Annotated in this window: 13 protein-coding genes and 1 pseudogene; 9 read left to right on the top strand and 5 right to left on the bottom strand. The window is 60.9% G+C overall.

Features of this window, described 5'->3' with window-relative positions:
- Nucleotides 1–28: 28 nt before the first annotated feature.
- The 6 genes from cysD to SINAR_RS0103870 are packed head-to-tail and all read left to right on the top strand — an operon-like array spanning nucleotide 29 to nucleotide 6,384.
- Complete coding sequence (gene cysD, locus SINAR_RS0103895) at nucleotides 29–928, top strand: sulfate adenylyltransferase subunit CysD (protein WP_027997841.1); 900 nt, start codon at nucleotides 29–31, stop codon at nucleotides 926–928.
- On the top strand, nucleotides 928–2,829 hold the full coding sequence (nodQ, locus tag SINAR_RS0103890; protein ID WP_027997840.1) for a bifunctional sulfate adenylyltransferase/adenylyl-sulfate kinase NodQ: 1,902 nt from the start codon (nucleotides 928–930) through the stop codon (nucleotides 2,827–2,829). Before cysD ends, nodQ begins: the two co-directional genes overlap by 1 nt.
- Complete coding sequence (cysQ, locus tag SINAR_RS0103885) at nucleotides 2,826–3,665, top strand: 3'(2'),5'-bisphosphate nucleotidase CysQ (protein ID WP_027997839.1); 840 nt, start codon at nucleotides 2,826–2,828, stop codon at nucleotides 3,663–3,665. Before nodQ ends, cysQ begins: the two co-directional genes overlap by 4 nt.
- 47 nt (nucleotides 3,666–3,712) lie before the next feature.
- On the top strand, nucleotides 3,713–4,453 hold the full coding sequence (locus SINAR_RS0103880) for a PHP domain-containing protein (RefSeq protein ID WP_027997838.1): 741 nt from the start codon (nucleotides 3,713–3,715) through the stop codon (nucleotides 4,451–4,453).
- Nucleotides 4,450–5,442, top strand: a complete 993-nt coding sequence (locus SINAR_RS0103875) for an ATP-grasp domain-containing protein (protein WP_027997837.1) — start codon at nucleotides 4,450–4,452, stop codon at nucleotides 5,440–5,442. The genes SINAR_RS0103880 and SINAR_RS0103875 overlap by 4 nt, the downstream gene beginning before the upstream one ends.
- 3 nt (nucleotides 5,443–5,445) lie before the next feature.
- Nucleotides 5,446–6,384 (top strand): NAD-dependent epimerase/dehydratase family protein, encoded by a 939-nt coding sequence (locus tag SINAR_RS0103870; protein WP_027997836.1) that lies wholly within the window; start codon nucleotides 5,446–5,448, stop codon nucleotides 6,382–6,384.
- A 158-nt stretch (nucleotides 6,385–6,542) separates the two neighbouring features.
- Here the strand turns inward: SINAR_RS0103870 and SINAR_RS0103865 are convergent, their stop codons facing one another.
- The 5 genes and pseudogenes from SINAR_RS0103865 to SINAR_RS01000000133035 all read right to left on the bottom strand — a co-directional run.
- Nucleotides 6,543–7,706, bottom strand: a complete 1,164-nt coding sequence (locus SINAR_RS0103865) for a calcium-binding protein (RefSeq protein WP_027997835.1) — start codon at nucleotides 7,704–7,706, stop codon at nucleotides 6,543–6,545.
- A 266-nt stretch (nucleotides 7,707–7,972) separates the two neighbouring features.
- Nucleotides 7,973–9,055 carry a glycosyltransferase family 4 protein gene (locus SINAR_RS0103860; protein WP_027997834.1) on the bottom strand — a complete coding sequence of 361 codons (1,083 nt, stop codon included), beginning with the start codon at nucleotides 9,053–9,055 and terminating at the stop codon, nucleotides 7,973–7,975.
- A gap of 69 nt (nucleotides 9,056–9,124) precedes the next feature.
- Complete coding sequence (locus SINAR_RS0103855) at nucleotides 9,125–10,351, bottom strand: glycosyltransferase family 4 protein (protein WP_027997833.1); 1,227 nt, start codon at nucleotides 10,349–10,351, stop codon at nucleotides 9,125–9,127.
- Nucleotides 10,352–10,544: 193 nt separating this feature from the next.
- Nucleotides 10,545–12,647 (bottom strand): polysaccharide biosynthesis protein, encoded by a 2,103-nt coding sequence (locus SINAR_RS0103850; RefSeq protein ID WP_027997832.1) that lies wholly within the window; start codon nucleotides 12,645–12,647, stop codon nucleotides 10,545–10,547.
- Nucleotides 12,648–13,110: 463 nt separating this feature from the next.
- Nucleotides 13,111–14,031 (bottom strand): annotated as a pseudogene (locus tag SINAR_RS01000000133035) (methionyl-tRNA formyltransferase); the annotation flags it as partial.
- Between the two features lie 473 nt (nucleotides 14,032–14,504).
- On the opposite strand from SINAR_RS01000000133035, the gene SINAR_RS0103840 reads away from it, so the two are divergent.
- From SINAR_RS0103840 to SINAR_RS0103830, 3 genes are all read left to right on the top strand, one after another.
- Entirely contained in the window at nucleotides 14,505–15,377 is an 873-nt protein-coding gene (locus SINAR_RS0103840; RefSeq protein ID WP_033056979.1) for a hypothetical protein, read from the top strand.
- A gap of 72 nt (nucleotides 15,378–15,449) precedes the next feature.
- Nucleotides 15,450–16,376, top strand: coding sequence for a sulfotransferase family protein (locus SINAR_RS0103835; RefSeq protein ID WP_027997830.1), 927 nt, complete (start codon nucleotides 15,450–15,452; stop codon nucleotides 16,374–16,376).
- A gap of 191 nt (nucleotides 16,377–16,567) precedes the next feature.
- Nucleotides 16,568–18,022, top strand: coding sequence for a thrombospondin type 3 repeat-containing protein (locus tag SINAR_RS0103830; protein WP_027997829.1), 1,455 nt, complete (start codon nucleotides 16,568–16,570; stop codon nucleotides 18,020–18,022).
- Nucleotides 18,023–18,098 lie beyond the last annotated feature (76 nt).

Below are 18,098 nucleotides of genomic sequence, written 5' to 3'. Positions count from 1 at the left end.
TATTATTTAAAATCAGAGGGATTGCGATATGTCTCTTCCCCATCTTCGGCGGCTTGAAGCCGAAGCCATTCATATCATTCGAGAAGTCGTTGCAACATTTTCCAACCCGGTCGTACTCTATTCGATCGGCAAGGACTCCTCGGTCTTGCTGCATCTGGCGATGAAGGCGTTCTACCCCGCCAAACCGCCTTTTCCATTTCTGCATGTAGACACCAGATGGAAGTTCCGGGAGATGATCGAGTTCCGCGACCGGATGGCGCGAGACCTCGGCTTCGACCTCCTCGTGCACGTCAATCAGGACGGGATCGATCAGGGCATCGGGCCCTTCACGCACGGCTCCAATGTTCATACCCACGTCATGAAGACGATGGCCCTCCGGCAGGCGCTGGAAAAATACGGCTTCGACGCGGCGCTTGCAGGCGCGCGGCGCGACGAGGAGAAGTCGAGGGCCAAGGAGCGCATTTTCTCCATCCGCAGCGCCCAGCACGGCTGGGATCCGAAGCGCCAGCGTCCTGAAATGTGGAAGACCTACAATACGCGTGTCGGCCAGGGCGAAACGATGCGTGTCTTCCCGCTTTCGAATTGGACCGAATTCGACATCTGGCAATACATCCTGCGCGAGGAAATTCCGATCGTGCCGCTTTATTTCGCGGCCCGCCGGCCGGTCGTCAGGCGCGAAGGCATGCTGATCATGGTCGATGACGACCGCATGCCCATCCATCCCGAAGAGGAGGTTACCGAACAGCTGGTGCGTTTCCGCACGCTTGGCTGCTACCCGCTGACCGGGGCGATCGAGTCCGAGGCCGCCACAGTCCCCGATATATTGCGGGAGATGCTGACGGTGCGCACGTCCGAACGGCAGAGCCGCCTCATCGACACGGATGAGGTCGGGGCGATGGAGAAAAAGAAGCGGGAGGGCTACTTCTGATGTCGTATCTTCAATCCATACCGCCGCATGACATTGAAGCGCATCTGGCCGAGCACGACCACAAGTCGATCCTGAGATTCATCACTTGCGGCTCGGTCGACGACGGCAAATCCACCCTTATCGGACGGCTGCTTTACGATGCGAAGCTGGTCTTCGAGGATCAACTCGCAAGCCTCGGGCGCGTCGGCTCTCCCGGTGCCGCCAACGGCAAGGAGATCGACCTCGCCTTGCTTCTCGACGGACTCGAGGCCGAGCGCGAGCAGGGCATCACCATCGACGTCGCCTATCGCTATTTCGCCACGTCCAAGCGCAAGTTCATCGTCGCCGACACGCCCGGCCACGAGGAATATACGCGCAACATGGTAACCGGCGCCTCGACGGCGGATCTCGCCATTATACTCATCGACAGCCGGCAGGGCATTCTCCAGCAAACCCGGCGCCATTCCTATATCGCGGCTCTGCTCGGCATCCGCCATGTCGTACTGGCCGTCAACAAGATCGATCTCGTCGATTTTCGCCAGCAGGTCTATGACGAGATCGTCGCCGACTACATGGCCTTCGCGAAAGAACTCGGTTTCGCCAGCATCCGGCCGATCCCGATCTCCGCGCGATATGGTGACAACGTCATCTCTGCTTCGGCCAATACGCCCTGGTACAGGGGCGCGGCGCTTCTCGACTATCTCGAAACGGTCGAACTCGACCCGATGGACAAGGCCAAGCCGTTCCGCTTCCCGGTACAGATGGTCGTGCGGCCGAATGCGGATTTTCGCGGCTATGCCGGGCAGATCTCTTCCGGCAGGATTTCCGTGGGCGATCCCGTCGTCGTCGCGAAGAGCGGGCAGCGCACATCGGTCAAGGCGATCGTGACCTATGACGGCGAGCTGCAAACGGCAGGGGAGGGCGAGGCGGTAACGCTGGTCCTCGCCGACGAGGTGGATGCGTCCCGCGGCAACATGCTCGTCGCCTCTGCCTCCCGGCCCTTCGTGGCGGACCAGTTTCAGGCGCATGTGATCTGGTTCGATACGAACCCGATGATGCCGGGACGAAGCTATATTCTGCGTACGGAGACCGACAGCGTCAGCGCGACAATCACCACGCTCAAGCATCAGGTCAACATCAACAGCTTCTTCCGTGAGGCCGCGAAGTCGCTGCAGATGAATGAAGTGGGCGTCTGCAATATCTCGACACAGGCGCCAATCGCCTTCGACGCCTATCGGGACAACCGGGCCACGGGCAATTTCATCATCATCGACCGGGTAACGAACGCTACAGTCGGCGCGGGGCTGATCGATTTTCCGCTCCGGCGCGCAGACAACGTCCACTGGCACGCGCTCGAGGTGAACAAGAGCGCCCGCAGCGCCATGAAAAACCAGCTCCCTGCCGTTCTCTGGTTCACCGGGCTTTCCGGCTCCGGGAAATCGACCATCGCCAACGAGCTCGACAGGATCCTCCACGCCCAGGGCAAACATACCTACCTGCTCGACGGCGACAATGTCCGTCACGGCCTCAACCGGGACCTCGGCTTCACCGAAGAGGACCGGGTCGAGAACATCCGCCGCGTGGCGGAGGTGGCCAAGCTCATGGCCGATGCCGGTCTGATCGTTCTCGTGTCCTTCATCTCGCCGTTCCGCGACGAGCGCCGGATGGCACGGGAATTGATGGAGAAGGGCGAGTTCATCGAGATATTCGTCGATACTCCGCTCGACGAGTGCGCGCGCCGCGATCCGAAAGGGCTTTACGAAAAGGCGCTCGCCGGCAAAATCGCGAATTTCACCGGCGTGTCCTCGCCCTATGAGGCCCCGGAAAACCCGGAACTTCATATACGCACCATCGGTCATGAACCAACCGAGCTGGCGCTCGCGATCGAGGAATTCCTCGACCGCAGGATGGAGGACAGATGACGCCCCTTTGCGAAATGCTCGAGCGCATGGCGCTCGACGCGGGTACGGCAATTCTCTCGGTCTACGATGCCGGTCCGGGGGTCTGCTACAAAGACGATCACTCGCCCGTCACCGAAGCCGACGAGCGGGCCGAGGCGATTATTCTCGAGAGGCTTGCAGCGGCGTTCCCGCAGATCCCCGTGGTAGCCGAGGAGTCAGTCTGCTCCGGCCGTGTCCCGGATATCAGCGGCGGCACGTTCTTTCTTGTCGATCCGCTCGACGGCACGAAGGAATTCATCAACCGGCGCAACGATTTCACGGTCAACATTGCCCTCATCGAGGGCAATGTGCCGGTTGCCGGCATCGTCTACGCGCCCGCGCTGCGCTGCGCCTATGTCGCCGATGGCGGCAGGGCGGAGAAGCTTCTGCTCGACGCGGCTTGGGAACTCGAGCACCGGCAGGCCATCCGGGCGCGGGTGCGGGGTGCGGAGCTGACGGCGGTTGCAAGCCGCTCGCACAACAGTTCCGAGACGGAAGCCTTCCTCGCCGGCCATGGCGTCATGAACTACGCTTCCGTAGGTTCGTCGCTCAAATTCTGCCTCTTGGCGGAAGGCAGGGCCGACGTCTATCCGCGTTTCGGCCGCACGATGGAGTGGGATACGGCCGCCGGCGACGCGGTGCTCAGAGCCGCGGGCGGCTCGGTTGTCCGCTTGGACGGCTCGCGCCTGCTCTATGGCAAGACGATGCAGGACGACGACAGCGACTTCGCAAATCCGCATTTCATCGCCTGGGCCGACATGCCTTTACTCCACCGGTCGGGTGCCGAGAGCCTCCAGGCGGCTCACGTGCTGTCGTAAACAGCGAAATGTCAGCCGAAAGCGATTGTCAAAGGGCCGGGTGAAGCATGGACGGGCAGGAGAAAATTCGCGCCGGCAAGCCCGTTTTCTGCCGGTACAGGGATCTCGACGGAGAGCGATTGAACGTGGAGTTCCAGGTCCACACGCGTTGGACCGACGGACAGGCGACTGCGCTTGAAATCCTGCAAACGGCCAGTGAACGCGGTCTCGCAGCGCTGGCGTTCACGGAGCACGTGCGCGAAGACACATCGTGGTTTCCCCAATTCCGGGACGAGATCCGTTCCGCTGCGCGTGGTTTCGACCATATGAGCGTCTATGTCGGCTGCGAGACGAAAGCTATGGATGACGACGGCAGGCTCGACGTGTCGCAGGATGTGCTGGATCAGTGCGACATCGTTCTGGGAGTCGTTCACAGGCTCCCGGACGGCCGCGGCAGCTATCTGGACTTCAAGCAGCTCTCCTATGAAGAGACCGCCGAGATCGAGTTCCGCCTGTCGATGGGGATGGTCAGGAACGCGCCCATCGACGTCCTGGCGCATCCGGGCGGAATGAGCCTGAGGCAGCACGGCCGCTTCCCGGAATCCTACTTCCGGGACATGATGAGGGCGACGCTCGAACGGCGGATCGCCATCGAGATCAATTCGTCTTACCTCGTCGATATGCCGGCATTTCTCGGGTTGTGCGAAGAGGTCAATCCGTTCGTTTCGATCGGCTCCGATGCGCATCGGCTGAACGAACTGGGCCATTGCAGAGATCAGCTACTGGAATTGGGAGCGGGGCGGTCATGAAGGTCTTTATCACTGGGGCAGGTGCCCTGCTCGGGCAGGGCATCATTCGCGCTTTGCGGCGCTCTGCTTTGAACGCAAGGATAATCGTGGGGGACCCAAGCCCGCTCTCGGCGGGGCTTTACTGGGGCGATGCCGCCTATCTCGTGCCAATGGCCAGGGACCCTTCATATCTGGACCGTCTTGGAGAGCTCCTGCATGCCGAACGGCCCGACATCCTGATCCCGGGCACCGACGTGGAACTCCCGGTCCTTGCGGCGAACAGGGAAACGATCGAGAGAACCTACGGAACCAAAGTGATCATCAGTTCGCCGCGGGTGGTGTCCATCGCCAACGACAAGTGGCTGACTTCCGAGTTCCTTCGCGAGCGGGGCCTGGGATATGTTCCCTCCTGTCTGCCGGGCGACGAAGACATGCTGATACGGGATTGCGGATTTCCGCTCATCGTCAAGCCGAGAGTCGGGGCACGTTCGATCGGATTCAGCGTCATTCGCAACCGCGAACAACTGGCGCGTGCGGTCGAAGAGCAGCCCGACATCGTCATCCAGAAATATGTCGGTTCCGAAACGAGCGAATATACCGCCGGGACGCTGACCTTCGGCGGGAAGTGCCGTGCGACGATCGTCATGCGCAGAGACCTGCGCGACGGCAATACCTACAGGGCATTTGCCGAGCCTTTCCCCGCACTGAACGAGGCGATGGCGGAAGCTGCCGACGCTCTCGGCGCCTATGGCCCGGCTAACTTCCAGTTTCGTCTGGACGACGGTGTTCCCCGCATTTTCGAGATTAATGCGCGGTTTTCCGGAACGACGGCCGTCAGGATCCATGCAGGTTTCAACGAGGTGGAGATGTGCATCCGCCATCTCCTCTTCGGCGAGCCGGTCGAGCAGCCCCCGATCACGCCGGTGACGATATTGCGGCACTGGTCCGAAACCGTAGTGAGACCCGGTGATCTGGTTACCGCCACAGCGAAGCTCGACGAAACGGTGTGAGGAATGCGGCTGACGGTTACCGGCGCGACCGGCTTCATCGGTGCCAGACTGATCGATCGCGCTCTGGAGAGAGGTTGCGAGGTCACTGCACTCGTGCGTGATCCCGAGCGGGCCGCAGTCAGAACGGGCGCGGGTCTCCGCGTCGAGAGATGGTCGGTCGGCGATCCCCTTCCTCCGCTGGGGCGATCCGACGCCGTTCTTCATCTTGCCGCCTACATTCCCGCCGATCTCAGCGATGCGCGTCAGGCCGCGCGCTGCTTCGAGATCAACACGAATGGGGCCATCCACGTCGCCATGGATGCGGCCTCGCAAGGCGTGAAGCGATTTGTCCAGTTCGGATCGGCCCAGGTCTATGCTCCTGGCCCAGGCCCCGCTTCGGAAGCGAGTCCGGCCTTTCCGGTGCACCGCGCGAGCTATTATCTGGCAAGCAAGCTCGCCGCCGAGATTTGTCTGATCGCCTTCGGGAAATCCGGCGCGATGCCGGTGACGGTGCTCCGCCTCGCTTCGGTTTACGGCCCCGGCATGCACGGCACCGGAATGGTGCCCACTTTCGTGCGCACGCTTGGAAGCGGGCGCTCCCTGATTATTCAGGACGGAGGGCAATACAGCGTCGACCTCGTTTATGTCGACGATGTCGTGACGCTGGCGCTTGATGCCGCGGAGCAGGCAGAGGGCGGCGGCGTCTTCAATGCGGGAAGCGGGCGTGCTTCCACGTCGCTGGAAGCCGCCCAGATCGTCGCCGATGCCGTCGGTGCGGAACGCCATCTCATTTCAGTTGAGGGCGGCAGCGTCGACGCGCAGCCGCGCGGCTTCAGGGCTCTCGACGTTTCCAAGGCCGCAAGCGAGCTGAACTATGCGCCGCTCTCCTTCCGTGAGGGGATCGAAGCATGGAGATCGATAACGGGTCTGACGGATTTCCAGGATGGGAGTACGACCGCGTAAGGGCATTTCGCCGCGCAACGCCCTCCACCCAGCACTTCCAGGCGAAGTCTCGCCGCTTTCCGCCTGGAAGTGTTTAGGTTCAAAAACTTGGAGCGTTCCGGTATTTCAACGAACACTGAAACGCTCTGGACGTGCAGCGCCGACGCCCCCTTCGGCGATCAGGCGAAGAGGAAATCGCTGCTCGAAAAGTTCGCGGCGCTAAGGGTGCCGTTGGGATCGTCCACCAGAATGGAGAAGGCTTGGCCGGTGGAGTCGTAGCCTTGTACCAGCACGTCGCCGCCGGTGGCGTCATAGGCGTAGACGGTGCCCGCGGCGCCTGAACTGGAGTACTGGGCGACCCCGAGCTTCTCGATGACGAGGATATCGACGCCGTCCTGGAAATCCATGATGGTGTCCTGGCCGCTGAGAACCGGGGCACCTTTGAAGACGAATCGGTCGGAATCGGCTCCGCCCCATAGAAAATCGGCACCCGCCTCGCCAACGAGAACGTCCCTGCCCGCGTCGCCGCGCAGGGTGTCGTTGCCGTCGCCGCCGAAAAGGCGGTCGTGGCCGTTGCCGCCGCTCAGCACATCGTCGCCCCGTTCGCCGGACATGAGGTCGTCGCCGTCATCCCCGAAGGCCACGTCGTTGCCGGCGCCTACGGCGATCCGGTCGTTGCCGCTGCCCCCGTGCGCCTCGTCGACGCCGCCCTCGGAGTCCAATATGTCGTCGCCGTCGCCGCCGTCGAGATAGTTGTTCCCGTCGCCGCCATCGACGATGTCATTGCCGATGCCCCCATAGACCCAATCATTGCCGGATTGGCCCTTGAGAGCGTCATTGCCTTCTTCACCATAGATCCTGTCGTCGCCGGCGCCTCCGGCGACCGCCTGCTGCGTGACCTGTCCGGTTGCGGGATTGACCCGGTTGTTGAAGCCGTCGTCTCCCGAGCCGGCATAGATGATGTCGTCACCGTCGCCTGCGTCGATGTATTCTTCGCCCGCGCCACCGAAAATCTTGTCGTGTCCCCGGCCGCCCAGGATCTGGTCATGACCGTCTCCGCCTTCGAGGGTGTCGCTGCCGTCACCGCCATCGAAGATGTCGTTCCCCAATCCCCCCTTGAACGTGTCGTGCCCAAGGCCGCCGTCGAACCGGTCGTCGCCATCGCCGCCTTCGGCATAGTCGTCGCCGAGGCCGCCGACGATGTAGTCGTTACCGTCGCCGCCGAAGATCTGGTCGTTGCCATCGCCGCCGTAGAGGTAATCGTCGCCCGCATAGCCCCAAATCTCATCATCGCTCAGGGTGCCGCGGATCGTGTCGGACAGATTGGTTCCCTTCAGAATCATTTCGATCTCCTCTAGCTGTGTGCCGGAGAGCGGGTAAATTGAGAATAGGGCGCAAAAGTGATCCTCAGCCTATAGTCGCGCCCTGCCGACAAGGTTACGTTCACTTTCCCAAGGAAAAGCTGTATACACTACTTATCTTAGAAATGCCAAAATACTTTCAACTGCGTGGGAAGATCTTTCGCAATCACTTGTGATTGCATGTGCCTGCGGAAAAACGCTGAAAACGCGACAGGAATAGATGGATTGGTTGTGGGCAATTCTTCACTTTAAGCCATTAGGAATTCTGAATATTTTGCAGCCACGGCGGCAATTGCGTACTCATTTTCGATGCGTTCCCGCGCGGTACGCGAATAGCGCGCATACTCCGCTTCCGGCAGGTCGAGAAAGGCGCGCATTGCATCGGCGAGCGCTTGCGGATCGCGTGGCGGTACGGCAATGCCGGCTTTTCCGGCAACTGCGGCCGCATCGCCGACGTCCGTCGTGACGATCGGCTTACCGTAACTCATGGCCTCCGCAATAACGTTCGGGAAGCCTTCGGTCCGCGATGAGAGAACCAGGAGGTCGATGCTTTGATAGAATGCGGGCATATCGTTGATCTCTCCCCGGAGATCGACGGCGTGAGCCGGAAGGCCGGCTTGCGCCATCAGCCCGGTAACGGCCGGATTGTCGCGAACCAGTCCGTTGCCGGCTGCGAAAAAGACTGCCTGCGGGTGAGTTTTCACCACTTGAGCGGCCGCTTTGAAGAACGTTCCGTGATCTTTCTGCGGGTGAAAGCGGCCCACAATGCCGATGCGCCGGGGCGTTCGCGGTTCGGGGGCCGCGAGATGCGGAAGTTCGAATCCGTTGGGAATCACCACCGCGTTCCGGTTTGAATAGCCATAGGCGCGATGCAGATCGAGAGCGCGCGCGCTGTTGTAGATTATTCCCGCCGGCCGGTGCGACAGCAGTTTCGCAGCCGCAATCGCGACTCGGGAACTGCGCGTAAGGGAGGTGGGATCGTCCAGGGATTGGCGGACGTTCCAGAAGACCGGAGCCCGATACCGCGCCATGCCCGCAGCCAGGGTGCCGGCGACCATCGCATGGTACATCCAGCAGAGGATCACGTCGGGCCGCTCCTTCCGGATCAGCCTGGAAAGCCGCAGGATCGCGCCCGGAAGCGCTGCAAGCGATTCGGCTCCCAGCGAAACATAGGCAGCTCGCGGATTGTCGGCGAGACGACGGTTCCTCTCGGAAACGCCGATGAGGGAAACCACGATGATGCGCTCGTCCGTCGCTCCGTGCAGCAGACGCGCCAGCATCGTTTCGGCGCCCGCACTCGCGGTGAAGTTGGTTATGACATGCATTATCATCGCAGCGCCTTTTGTCTGCCGCTCCGGCGATGCTCTCGGTGGCCGATCTGCGGCGCCATGAAAGCCTCTTCAATCGGCTAGATGCATGCCAGCGAACAGCATTGCGTTGATCATGTGGACGTCAAACGTCGTTTCCGCGAGCTCTCGCGACCGCTTTCCCATTTTCTCTGCCAGGTCCGGGTCCTGCGCAAAGGAGGCCATCGCGTCGGCGAGTGCGGCGACGTCGCGCGGTTTCACGGCCATGCCGTTGGCTCCCGGCCGCACGGTGTCGCGGCAGCCCGGCAGATCGGTCGTGATCACGGGCCGTCCCGTCGCCAGGGCCTCGAGAATGCTCCGCGGAATTCCTTCGCGGTAATAGGACGGCAGAACGAAAACGTTGCACGCCGCAAGATACGGCCTTACGTCCACTGTCGTGCCAAGATAGTCGAGGATCCCCTCGCGCACCCAGCCATCGATCTCCTCGCGGGAAATCGCCGTCGGGTTGCTGTCGAAATGGCCGAGCAGTTGAAATCTGGCATGCGGGAAAGCGCGTCGCACGATCCGCGCGGCTTCGACATATTCGACGACGCCCTTGTCGCGCAGCAGTCGCGCGACCATCAGGAAGGTCGGCCCGCCGCGGGGCGGCTTGGAGAAGGTGAAATGGTCGAGATCGACGCCTGACCCGGAAATCATCGTCGGCGAGAGATCGCCCCGCAGCATCCGGTAGCGGCGAATGTCGTTCGCATCCGCGTCGTTATAAACGAAGACGACGCGGGCACCCCGCAGCGCCACACGGTACAGCCGAACACAGAGGTGACGGATGGCCCGCGCCTTGAGTGAGCCCCCGGCGGCGTCCGAAAAAATGTGTCCGAGGCCTGTTACGAGGAAGCAGCGCTCTTTTATTCCAAGCGTCCTGGCCGCGATTCCGGCATAGATGATCGGCTTCATGGTGTAGGGAAGGATGATGTCCGGCTTCAGGCGGGCGAAGTGTCGCCGCAGCGCCCAGAACGTCCGCAGGTCCTCCAGGGGATTGAGGCCGGTGCGCGCCATCGGGATCTGGACGAAATCTACCCCGATGCGCGCAAGCTCCTGCTCGACCCGGGGGTCGCGTTCGGGGGCGAAGGCTATGACGTCGTGTCCGGCTGCGACCAATCGCTTCAGCAGTTCAAGCCGAAAGATCACGAGAGATGCCGTCAGGCTGGCGACGACGGCGATCACTCGCTTCTGCCGAGACGGGCAAACCGCTCCGCTGTGTTTCGCCGGACGTTGCGTGATGTGTTCGGTCTTGGTGCGAGAAGTCTTTTCAACAAGATTCACTGCTCGTCTCCCGGATGGCTCCACCTCTGAGCGGTGGTATTCAAACGTCTTGCTGCGTCGCCCGCCTATGCGGGCTGCGCCAGGACACTCTTCTCGTCTGCCGCAAAATCTGGCCACGACGCGGCCTGCGATCGGCGGTCTGCCTAGCCGCGACAGCCGTCAGATGCGAGCGCACCGATCGTGCGCGTCGTCCTCACCTCCCGGGCAAGCGGAGCTCCGCGCCATAGCCGGATCCTGACTTGCCCGCCTTGGCCTTGACGCGGCTCTTGGCTCGTGACGGCGTGCGCTTGCTGGCGGCCGCCCGCGTGTGTTCGGCCTCATGCTCATATCGCGGCAGCAACTCGCGCATGACCGCAACGACTGCGGCCTCGTTGCCCCGCTCCGAATGGCGCTGGAGGCGCGCGAAAGCGTCCCTCAGCGTCGGCAGGGGTATGGGCTCGGGGACTGCGCCGAGAACGCCCGGCACCGGCGAATCTATGCGCTTGTCGGTTTCGTCGAAAAGCTCCTCGAAGAGCTTTTCGCCCGGTCGGCAGCCGATGATCTTGATTTCGATCTCCCGGTCCGGGGTGAAGCCGGCAAGCCGGATCATCCTGCGGGCGATATCGATGATCTTGATCGGCTCGCCCATGTCCAGAACGAAGATTTCGCCCTGACCGAGCTGCTTCTCAAAGCCATAGGCGGAGGCCTGCAGGGTGAGTTCCACCGCTTCTCGGATCGTCATGAAGAAGCGCGTCATATTCGCGTCGGTCACGGTCAGCGGACCGCCGCGAGCCAATTGCCGTTTGAAGAGCGGGATCAGCGAACCACTGGAACCGAGCACGTTGCCGAAGCGGACCGTCATGAAGCGCGGGCCCAGACCCGTTTCGAGGCCGTTCAGGTCGAGCGCCTGGCAGTAGAGCTCGGCAAGACGCTTCGTCGCGCCCATGACGCTGGTCGAGTTGACGACCTTGTCGGTCGACACCTGGACCATTGCGAGCGTGCCGTATTTCTTAGCCGCATTCGCGACGTTCATTGTGCCGACGACGTTGGTGAGCACGCCCTCGCAGGGATTCATCTGCACCATGGGCACATGTTTCAGAGCCGCGGCATGAAAGACGAGTTCAGGCCGGTGCCGCTCGAATATCTCTTCCACGCGCTGACTGCGCCGGACACTGCAAAGATAGCTCCAACGCGGGACCTCCGGGAAGCTTTCGGTAAGCGTCATGTCGATCGCGTAAAGATTGTATTCGGTGTTGTCGATCATGACGATCTCCGCCGGATCGCAGGCGGCGACCTGGGTCGTCAGCTCGCTGCCGATCGAGCCGCCGGCTCCAGTGATGAGCACCCTGCGGCCGCGAACGAGCCGACCGATAGCCTCCCGGTCGAGGGCCGCCTGCGGTCGTTCCAGGAGATCGGTCAGTTCGATCGAGCGCAGCTCGTAGGGGTTGTCGCCTTTGGCGCGCTTCAGCTCCGTCATCTGGGAAAGGCGCGAAACGGCAATGCCCAGTCGTTCGGCGGATCTCAACAGGTCGTCGGATGCTTCCTCGCCGAAGCCTGCTGGGGCCTCCGTGAAGACGATGTGGCGCGGCTGTCTGCCCTGCTGCTGCAACTCCGCAACCACCTGCTCGAAGTCCTGAATACGGCCGGCGATCGGCACGCCGCGCAGGCTCATGCCGATCTGATCCTCGCTTCCGTCCAGGCAAGCGACGGGCGTATACGTCGCGTTGGGATCACGTGCGAGCGCCCGAAGGTAAAGATCGGCTGCATCGCCCGCACCGACGAGAAGCAGCGGAATTCGATTATTGTCGCCTTGTTCGTCCTTGTTGCGCCCGGACTTGAAAATGGGCCTTCTCAGCGCGAATTCCTCGGCGCGAAAGCTCAGCCGCGCAGCTGCGAGGAAGGCGATGAGCAGGAGGGACTGCATCGGGACGACAGTGCGGGGGATGTCGGTGAGTCTCGTCGAGAAAAACAGCAGCGAGACAAGAAGCAAGGAGGTCAGCAACACTGCCCGCAGGATGATGAAAAGGTCGGAAATGGAGCCATATCTCCAATTCCGGCTGTAAAGGCCGGAAAGCGGGAAGACGACCGCGCATATGACGAGGTATTGCGCGCCGGACCAGAGCAGCACCGAAGCGGTGCCCGGGCGTGCAGAAAGTTCTGCAATGCCGTAGCGCAGCAACAATGCCACGGCGAGTGCGACGCCGACCGATGCCAGGTCGGTAAGATAGAGGGCAGGATATTTCTGAACGCTGCGGACCGCTCCCCTTATCCTTCTGAAGCCGATATCAAGGGCGGCTCCGCTGATCGCCCAAAACATTCCGGCCGGTGCTCTGCTGCTCCTCTCCCCTCCCAACATAGACGGCAACATCAGGAAATGATTACGAACTGCCTTCGCGGCGGCGTGTATACGCTGCATGACGGCCCCTTCCTAATATTTATAAGCCCTATCGTTCCGCCGAACGACGAACGCACGACCCCAAAGCTCTTATGGTGGGCAAGAACAGTGCGTCTGTAAGTTTGTCTCTTCGACTTGCTCGAAAGGCTGGATAAATTGAGTTCAACAAAAATAGGCGCACACGCGATCGGTTTGATCGCGGCGCAAAATTCCTTGTCATATTCAAGTACGTTAATAAAAAAGCACGTCTTTAACGGGTTGTAAACAGGTTTCGAGTATTGTGTCGATTATCGTTTTTCTACTTTTCTTATGTATTTCGGGACGTTTGACTTTGGTCTGCAGCAGGGTCGATTCCCGGCCGAGATACGGTCGTCGCGGGTCGCCGGGCCTCGTCCAAGATCGTTCCGCCGAGCTTGGCGTGGGTTGGAGGCCGTCTTTCCGAGGCCCATTCCCAGGCGAGCGCTTCAATGCATTCCCCGTCGCCGCACAGCACGATGAATCCTCGTTTGGTATCGGCCTGAATCTGGCCCGTCAACCCGATATATTGCCCGGAGTTCTCGACCGGGATTGCGGCATCGATGCGAATTTTCTGACCGTTGCAGAATGTGAAGGCACCCGGATAGGGGGCACCGACCGCGCGGATCAGGCGCAATACGGACGCGGCGGGCTGACGCCAATCGATCAAGCCGTCCTCCGCCGTGCGCTTTGCGCAATAACTCGCCTTCGTCTGGTCCTGTACAATGCGCGCGGCGTTTCCCGCCTCGACTTGGGCCGCGGCCTCGACGACCATCTCAGCGAGATTTTCAGTGTGCTTTGTATAAAGGCTGCGCGCAGTTTCGTCGGGAACAAGGCGAAATTGCCGTTGTAATAGAATCGGTCCGGAATCGACCCCGTCGTCCAGCCAGAAAAGGGTCGAGCCTGTTTTCTCCTCACCCCGCAGGATGGTCCAGGGAATGACACCGCGACCCCGCAGGCGCGGCAAGGCTGCCGGATGAAAGCCGACGGTGCCCTCGCGCGCGATTTCCCGGAACGGCTGCCGGCAGACTTGCGACCAGCCGATGACGAGCGAGAGATCCGGGGCAGCCGCTGCTGCGGCCTCCAGCGTCTCAGGGGCATTGATGTCCGTCGTGTAATGGATCGCGGTCCCGGCGGCTCGCGCGAGCTCTCCGAGGTCCACAAAGTCGGCATGGCGCCCCGCTGCTTCCGGTGGCAGCGTTATCACCAGCACCGGAGTGCGCTTCGCCCTTATGAGCGCTTCCAAGGCGATCTTGGAACTTTCGACGGCGCCGACGAATACGATACGCATGGTCACACCACAAAGCTGATTATGAAATGACTGACGGCCGTCGAGCCGACGGCATAAAAATACAAGAACAATATCGGCCTATCGAACACAACTACGGTGCGGAAGTCCAGAGCGGATGAGGAAATGCGTGCAAGTTTGCGCCTGCATCGCGCTTTTCGGAGCCGATCGCGTTTAGGATTTTGGTGCGGCCCGAACGACGATCATCGTGATCCACGAGCTGCAACTCGAGTTTCGTCCAAAATGGCCATTGCCGAACACCAGCTAACGTTGCAAATTGCTGCGCCTCGGAAATTATGATACCTCTTGCCGGAGCGGGTGAAAGCCAGCAGGAATCCCGCGCATTAGATAAGATTTTTTGAATACTCGAAACGCATAGAACGTCGCCACCCTGGTGGCGGATTTTCAGGAGGGGCGACACCGGCCCCTGCAACGGAACGGTATTTCAGGTTCCGAAGATGTTCACTTTTGGTTGAATGGAAACGGGTTGTTGCGCCATGACCGTAAGTGCGAAAGAATTTTATTCGTTGACTGCCAACACGATCGACCTGGTATCGGAATCAGCCTTCTTTGCCAGATTGAAGATGCGCAACGGCACCTTCAAGCTGACCCAGCCGTCTCGATTTCGGGAATTGGAGGTCGCGTTTCGGCCCTTCATTGCCGAGCGCGCGGCTTCTCTCCAACAGGTCATGGATGTGGGTGTTTCCACCGGCTTGACGACGGTGGAACTGGCCAGGTTCCTCGAAAGTTGCGGCGCCACGGTCCGCATTACGGCAACTGATCTCTTCGTAGAGGCCCACATCGTCGAATTTGCTCCTGGGATCACCGTCTTCTGCGACCCGGAAGGATGGCCGCTACAATATGATCTGAGCGGCATCATCGTTCGTCCCTGGATCAGAAGGCTGGATTATGTGACGCTGGCATTCGCGCCGCTCCTGTTGGCGCGAGTGCTGTTGCAACCGCGTCTGCGCGCCCGAGTGCGGGCCGGCAAGAGCAGGCAGGTGCAAATGATCACACGATCATTGGCTGACAACGGCAAAATAAACTTCGTCGAAGACGATATCATGAGCCGGTCGGCGCACCTGGCCGGGCGGTTCGATTTTGTGAGAGCCGCAAATATTTTGAATACGAACTACTTTTCGCCGGACCAGATCCGGACGGCAATCGAGAACATCCACTCCTATCTTCGCGGCCCGGGCGCCTTGGTCGTGGTGACCCGTACGAACCGCGCACAGGAGAACGCCGGAACCTTGTTCGAATTGAAGGAGGACGGTTCCTTCGCCGCGCTGGAGCGGGTCGGTGGCGGATCGGAGATCGAAAAGCTTCTGCTGGACTTCCGGGCACCGTGAAGCGAGCCCGACGCGCCCGAACCGGAATGTCACCGTTTTCCGGAGCCGAAATCAAACCTCTAGAAAGGCTTTATGATGTCCTCGCAACCAGTTCGCATCGCATATATCGCAGGTTACGGACGCAGCGGGTCGACCATCCTGGACATTGCGTTAGGACAGCATGCCGCCGTGATGGGAGCGGGAGAGATAACCTCGCTCACACGGCACGTGTGGCGTCACAACGAATATTGTGCATGCGGCAATGCTATTCGCGACTGTTCCTTCTGGAACTCGGTTCTCCAGGAGTGGTCCATTGGCCAGGAGTCCGGGCTGATGGAGGAGTATTGCGCCCTCCAGCAAAAGTTCGAAGGGCTTTCGATGTTGACGAGATTGCTCAGCGGCTTCGGTCTCGGGAAACGATTTTCGCTTTACACGCTTCATACGAAACGCTTGTTCAGCGCGATGCAGGCCTGTTCGGGCCGGCAAATGATCGTCGATTCTTCGAAGCTGCCGGGGAGAGCGATGGCCGTTGCGCAGATCCCCGGGATCGATATGCGGGTCATTCATCTGGTGCGCGACGGGCGCGGTGTAGCTTGGTCCTTGCTGAAGGGCTATGAGCGCGACGCCAAATCGGGCCTGCAGAAGGAAATCAAGCCGAAGTCGGTCTTCAGAACAGCCGTGCGATGGAGCATGGTCAATCTTGCGGTGGAGTATCTCTCGCGGAAATTGGGCCCCGAGAGGGTCATGCGTGTCAGATACGAGGATTTCGCATCCGATCCTGTCACTGTGATGCAGAAAATCGGCGCGTTCCTCGAGCTCGATTTGAGCCGGATAGGCACATCGCTGCGCAATGGCGAGGCGATGGGGCCGGGACATCAGGTGGCAGGCAACCGGCTGCGCATGAACGCATCGATCGCGCTCAACAAGGACGAGGCCTGGCGAACGCGGATGCCGGCCGGTCAGCAGGTTTCCTTTCGGCGGCTGGGCGGCTGGATGCTCCGACGCTACGGCTATCTGTGAAGTCGGTGCCGTATCTCTGCGGGGGGTTCTGTTATGTTCGTCGGGCGCTTTCGCAAGAACCTCGAGGGTCCCGCTATGGCGCGGCTTGGCCGTGGCTTCGCATGGTGCTTTCAGCAGCATTCGAGAATACTGCCGCAGCCGGATGCTTCGGCAATCAAAGCGTTTCAGTTTCGGCCTGGCGGCGCGAGAGCATGACGGTGATCTTTCAGTCGCATGATGTAAGAGCACTGGGTTCCACGATAGCCCGTTGCCTGATCTTGGCGGGCTTGCTCTGCGGACCATGGGCCGGCATCTCGCGCGAAGCTCTGGCCGAGCCTCTTCCACCCAAGCTGCCCGACGGCAGACAACGCGCCTTTCCCACGGCCGAGGGCTTCGGCGCCGGCTCTCTCGGCGGACGAGGGGGCAAGGCAATCTACGTCGTCAACACGAATGAGGAAGGGCCGGGCTCCCTGCGCGCGTGCATCGAAGCGTCCGGACCGCGCGTTTGTATCCTGCGTACAGGGGGCACCATTGTTCTTCGCGAAAGATCGCTCGTCGTTCGTAATCCATTCCTGACAATTGCGGGAGAAACGGCGCCGGGGGGCGGGATCGCCATCCGGAACGGCGAGACGCAGATTCGTCCTTCGATAGAAATCGTGACCAATGACGTGATCATCAGGCACATTCGTCTTCGCCCCGGGCCGCATGCCGTGAAGGCTTGTTGTTCCGGAGGGCTTGGAATGTACTCCGAGGCGGCGAGAGACATCATGCTTGATCATATCTCCGCCAGCTGGGGATCGGATGAGACGATCGATTCGGAAGATGCGAGCAATTTTACCTGGCAGTGGGGTATCGCGAGCGAACCGCTCCTGCGGGGCGGCCCCGGGAAAGACAAGCGTGCACGCAACATGTTGTTCACGAAAGGCGGCAACGTCTCGGTCCATCACTCCCTCTTTGCTTTCGGCCAGTTCAGAAATCCGCTGATCAAAATGAAAATTCCCGGCGCGGTCGCGGATATCGTGAACAACGTGTTTTTCTCGCCTAAGTGGCAATATGTCCTGAGCCTCGGCGATGAATGGGCGCGTATTCAGGCCAATGTGGTCGGTAACTACAAGATCGCGGGGGAGAAGCTGCGAAACGACCACATGGTCCATCTCTTCGAAGAAAGCGGACGCGGTCACGCGATTTACCTGAAGGACAATTACGACGAACCCTACCGGACCGACCCCGGGCAGGATGAGAGCCTCGTTTTGGCGAAGGAGCAAAGGAGATTCGTTTCGGCGACAGCGTTTGCTGCCCCGGCGATCCGCGCCACCTCGCCTGAAACTGCTTACGAGGACGTTTTGGCAAGTGCCGGTGCCACAAAGCCGCAGCGCGATGCCGTCGACCGCCGCATCATAGAGGCGGTCAGGAACCGCAGCGGACGTTTGCTTGCGAGCGATCCGGAGGACGTCGGCGGTTGGCCGGAACTCGATGCCGGAGTGCCCTACCGGGATAGCGACATGGACGGCATTTCAGATGACTGGGAGGTCGAGCACGGCACCGACCCGACAGATGCCGGCGATGGACCTCAGGACAAGGATGGCGACGGCTGGACAAACCTCGAGGCGTTTCTCCATTTCATGGCGGGAGATGTCGCGGACGGGATGCCGGCCGTTCGCGATTGAAGCGGCCCCTGGCGTCACCTGTATTGCTTCATTTACTGACGCGCCCGGAGCGTTTCCGCTTTTCTCCGAATCGCGG

Origin of the sequence: Sinorhizobium arboris LMG 14919 (genome assembly GCF_000427465.1) — a bacterium.
Lineage (GTDB): Bacteria > Pseudomonadota > Alphaproteobacteria > Rhizobiales > Rhizobiaceae > Sinorhizobium > Sinorhizobium arboris.
Note: the sequence above shows the minus strand (reverse complement) of the source record. Positions and strands in the feature narration are given on the sequence as shown.

Coding starts and splice junctions, on each gene's coding strand:
- cysD (WP_027997841.1), top strand. CDS start 29: ATGTCTCTTCCCCATCTTCGGCGGCTTGAAGCCGAAGCCATTCATATC.
- nodQ (WP_027997840.1), top strand. CDS start 928: ATGTCGTATCTTCAATCCATACCGCCGCATGACATTGAAGCGCATCTG.
- cysQ (WP_027997839.1), top strand. CDS start 2,826: ATGACGCCCCTTTGCGAAATGCTCGAGCGCATGGCGCTCGACGCGGGT.
- SINAR_RS0103880 (WP_027997838.1), top strand. CDS start 3,713: ATGGACGGGCAGGAGAAAATTCGCGCCGGCAAGCCCGTTTTCTGCCGG.
- SINAR_RS0103875 (WP_027997837.1), top strand. CDS start 4,450: ATGAAGGTCTTTATCACTGGGGCAGGTGCCCTGCTCGGGCAGGGCATC.
- SINAR_RS0103870 (WP_027997836.1), top strand. CDS start 5,446: ATGCGGCTGACGGTTACCGGCGCGACCGGCTTCATCGGTGCCAGACTG.
- SINAR_RS0103865 (WP_027997835.1), bottom strand. CDS start 7,706: ATGATTCTGAAGGGAACCAATCTGTCCGACACGATCCGCGGCACCCTG.
- SINAR_RS0103860 (WP_027997834.1), bottom strand. CDS start 9,055: ATGATAATGCATGTCATAACCAACTTCACCGCGAGTGCGGGCGCCGAA.
- SINAR_RS0103850 (WP_027997832.1), bottom strand. CDS start 12,647: ATGTTTTGGGCGATCAGCGGAGCCGCCCTTGATATCGGCTTCAGAAGG.
- SINAR_RS0103840 (WP_033056979.1), top strand. CDS start 14,505: ATGGAAACGGGTTGTTGCGCCATGACCGTAAGTGCGAAAGAATTTTAT.
- SINAR_RS0103835 (WP_027997830.1), top strand. CDS start 15,450: ATGATGTCCTCGCAACCAGTTCGCATCGCATATATCGCAGGTTACGGA.
- SINAR_RS0103830 (WP_027997829.1), top strand. CDS start 16,568: ATGACGGTGATCTTTCAGTCGCATGATGTAAGAGCACTGGGTTCCACG.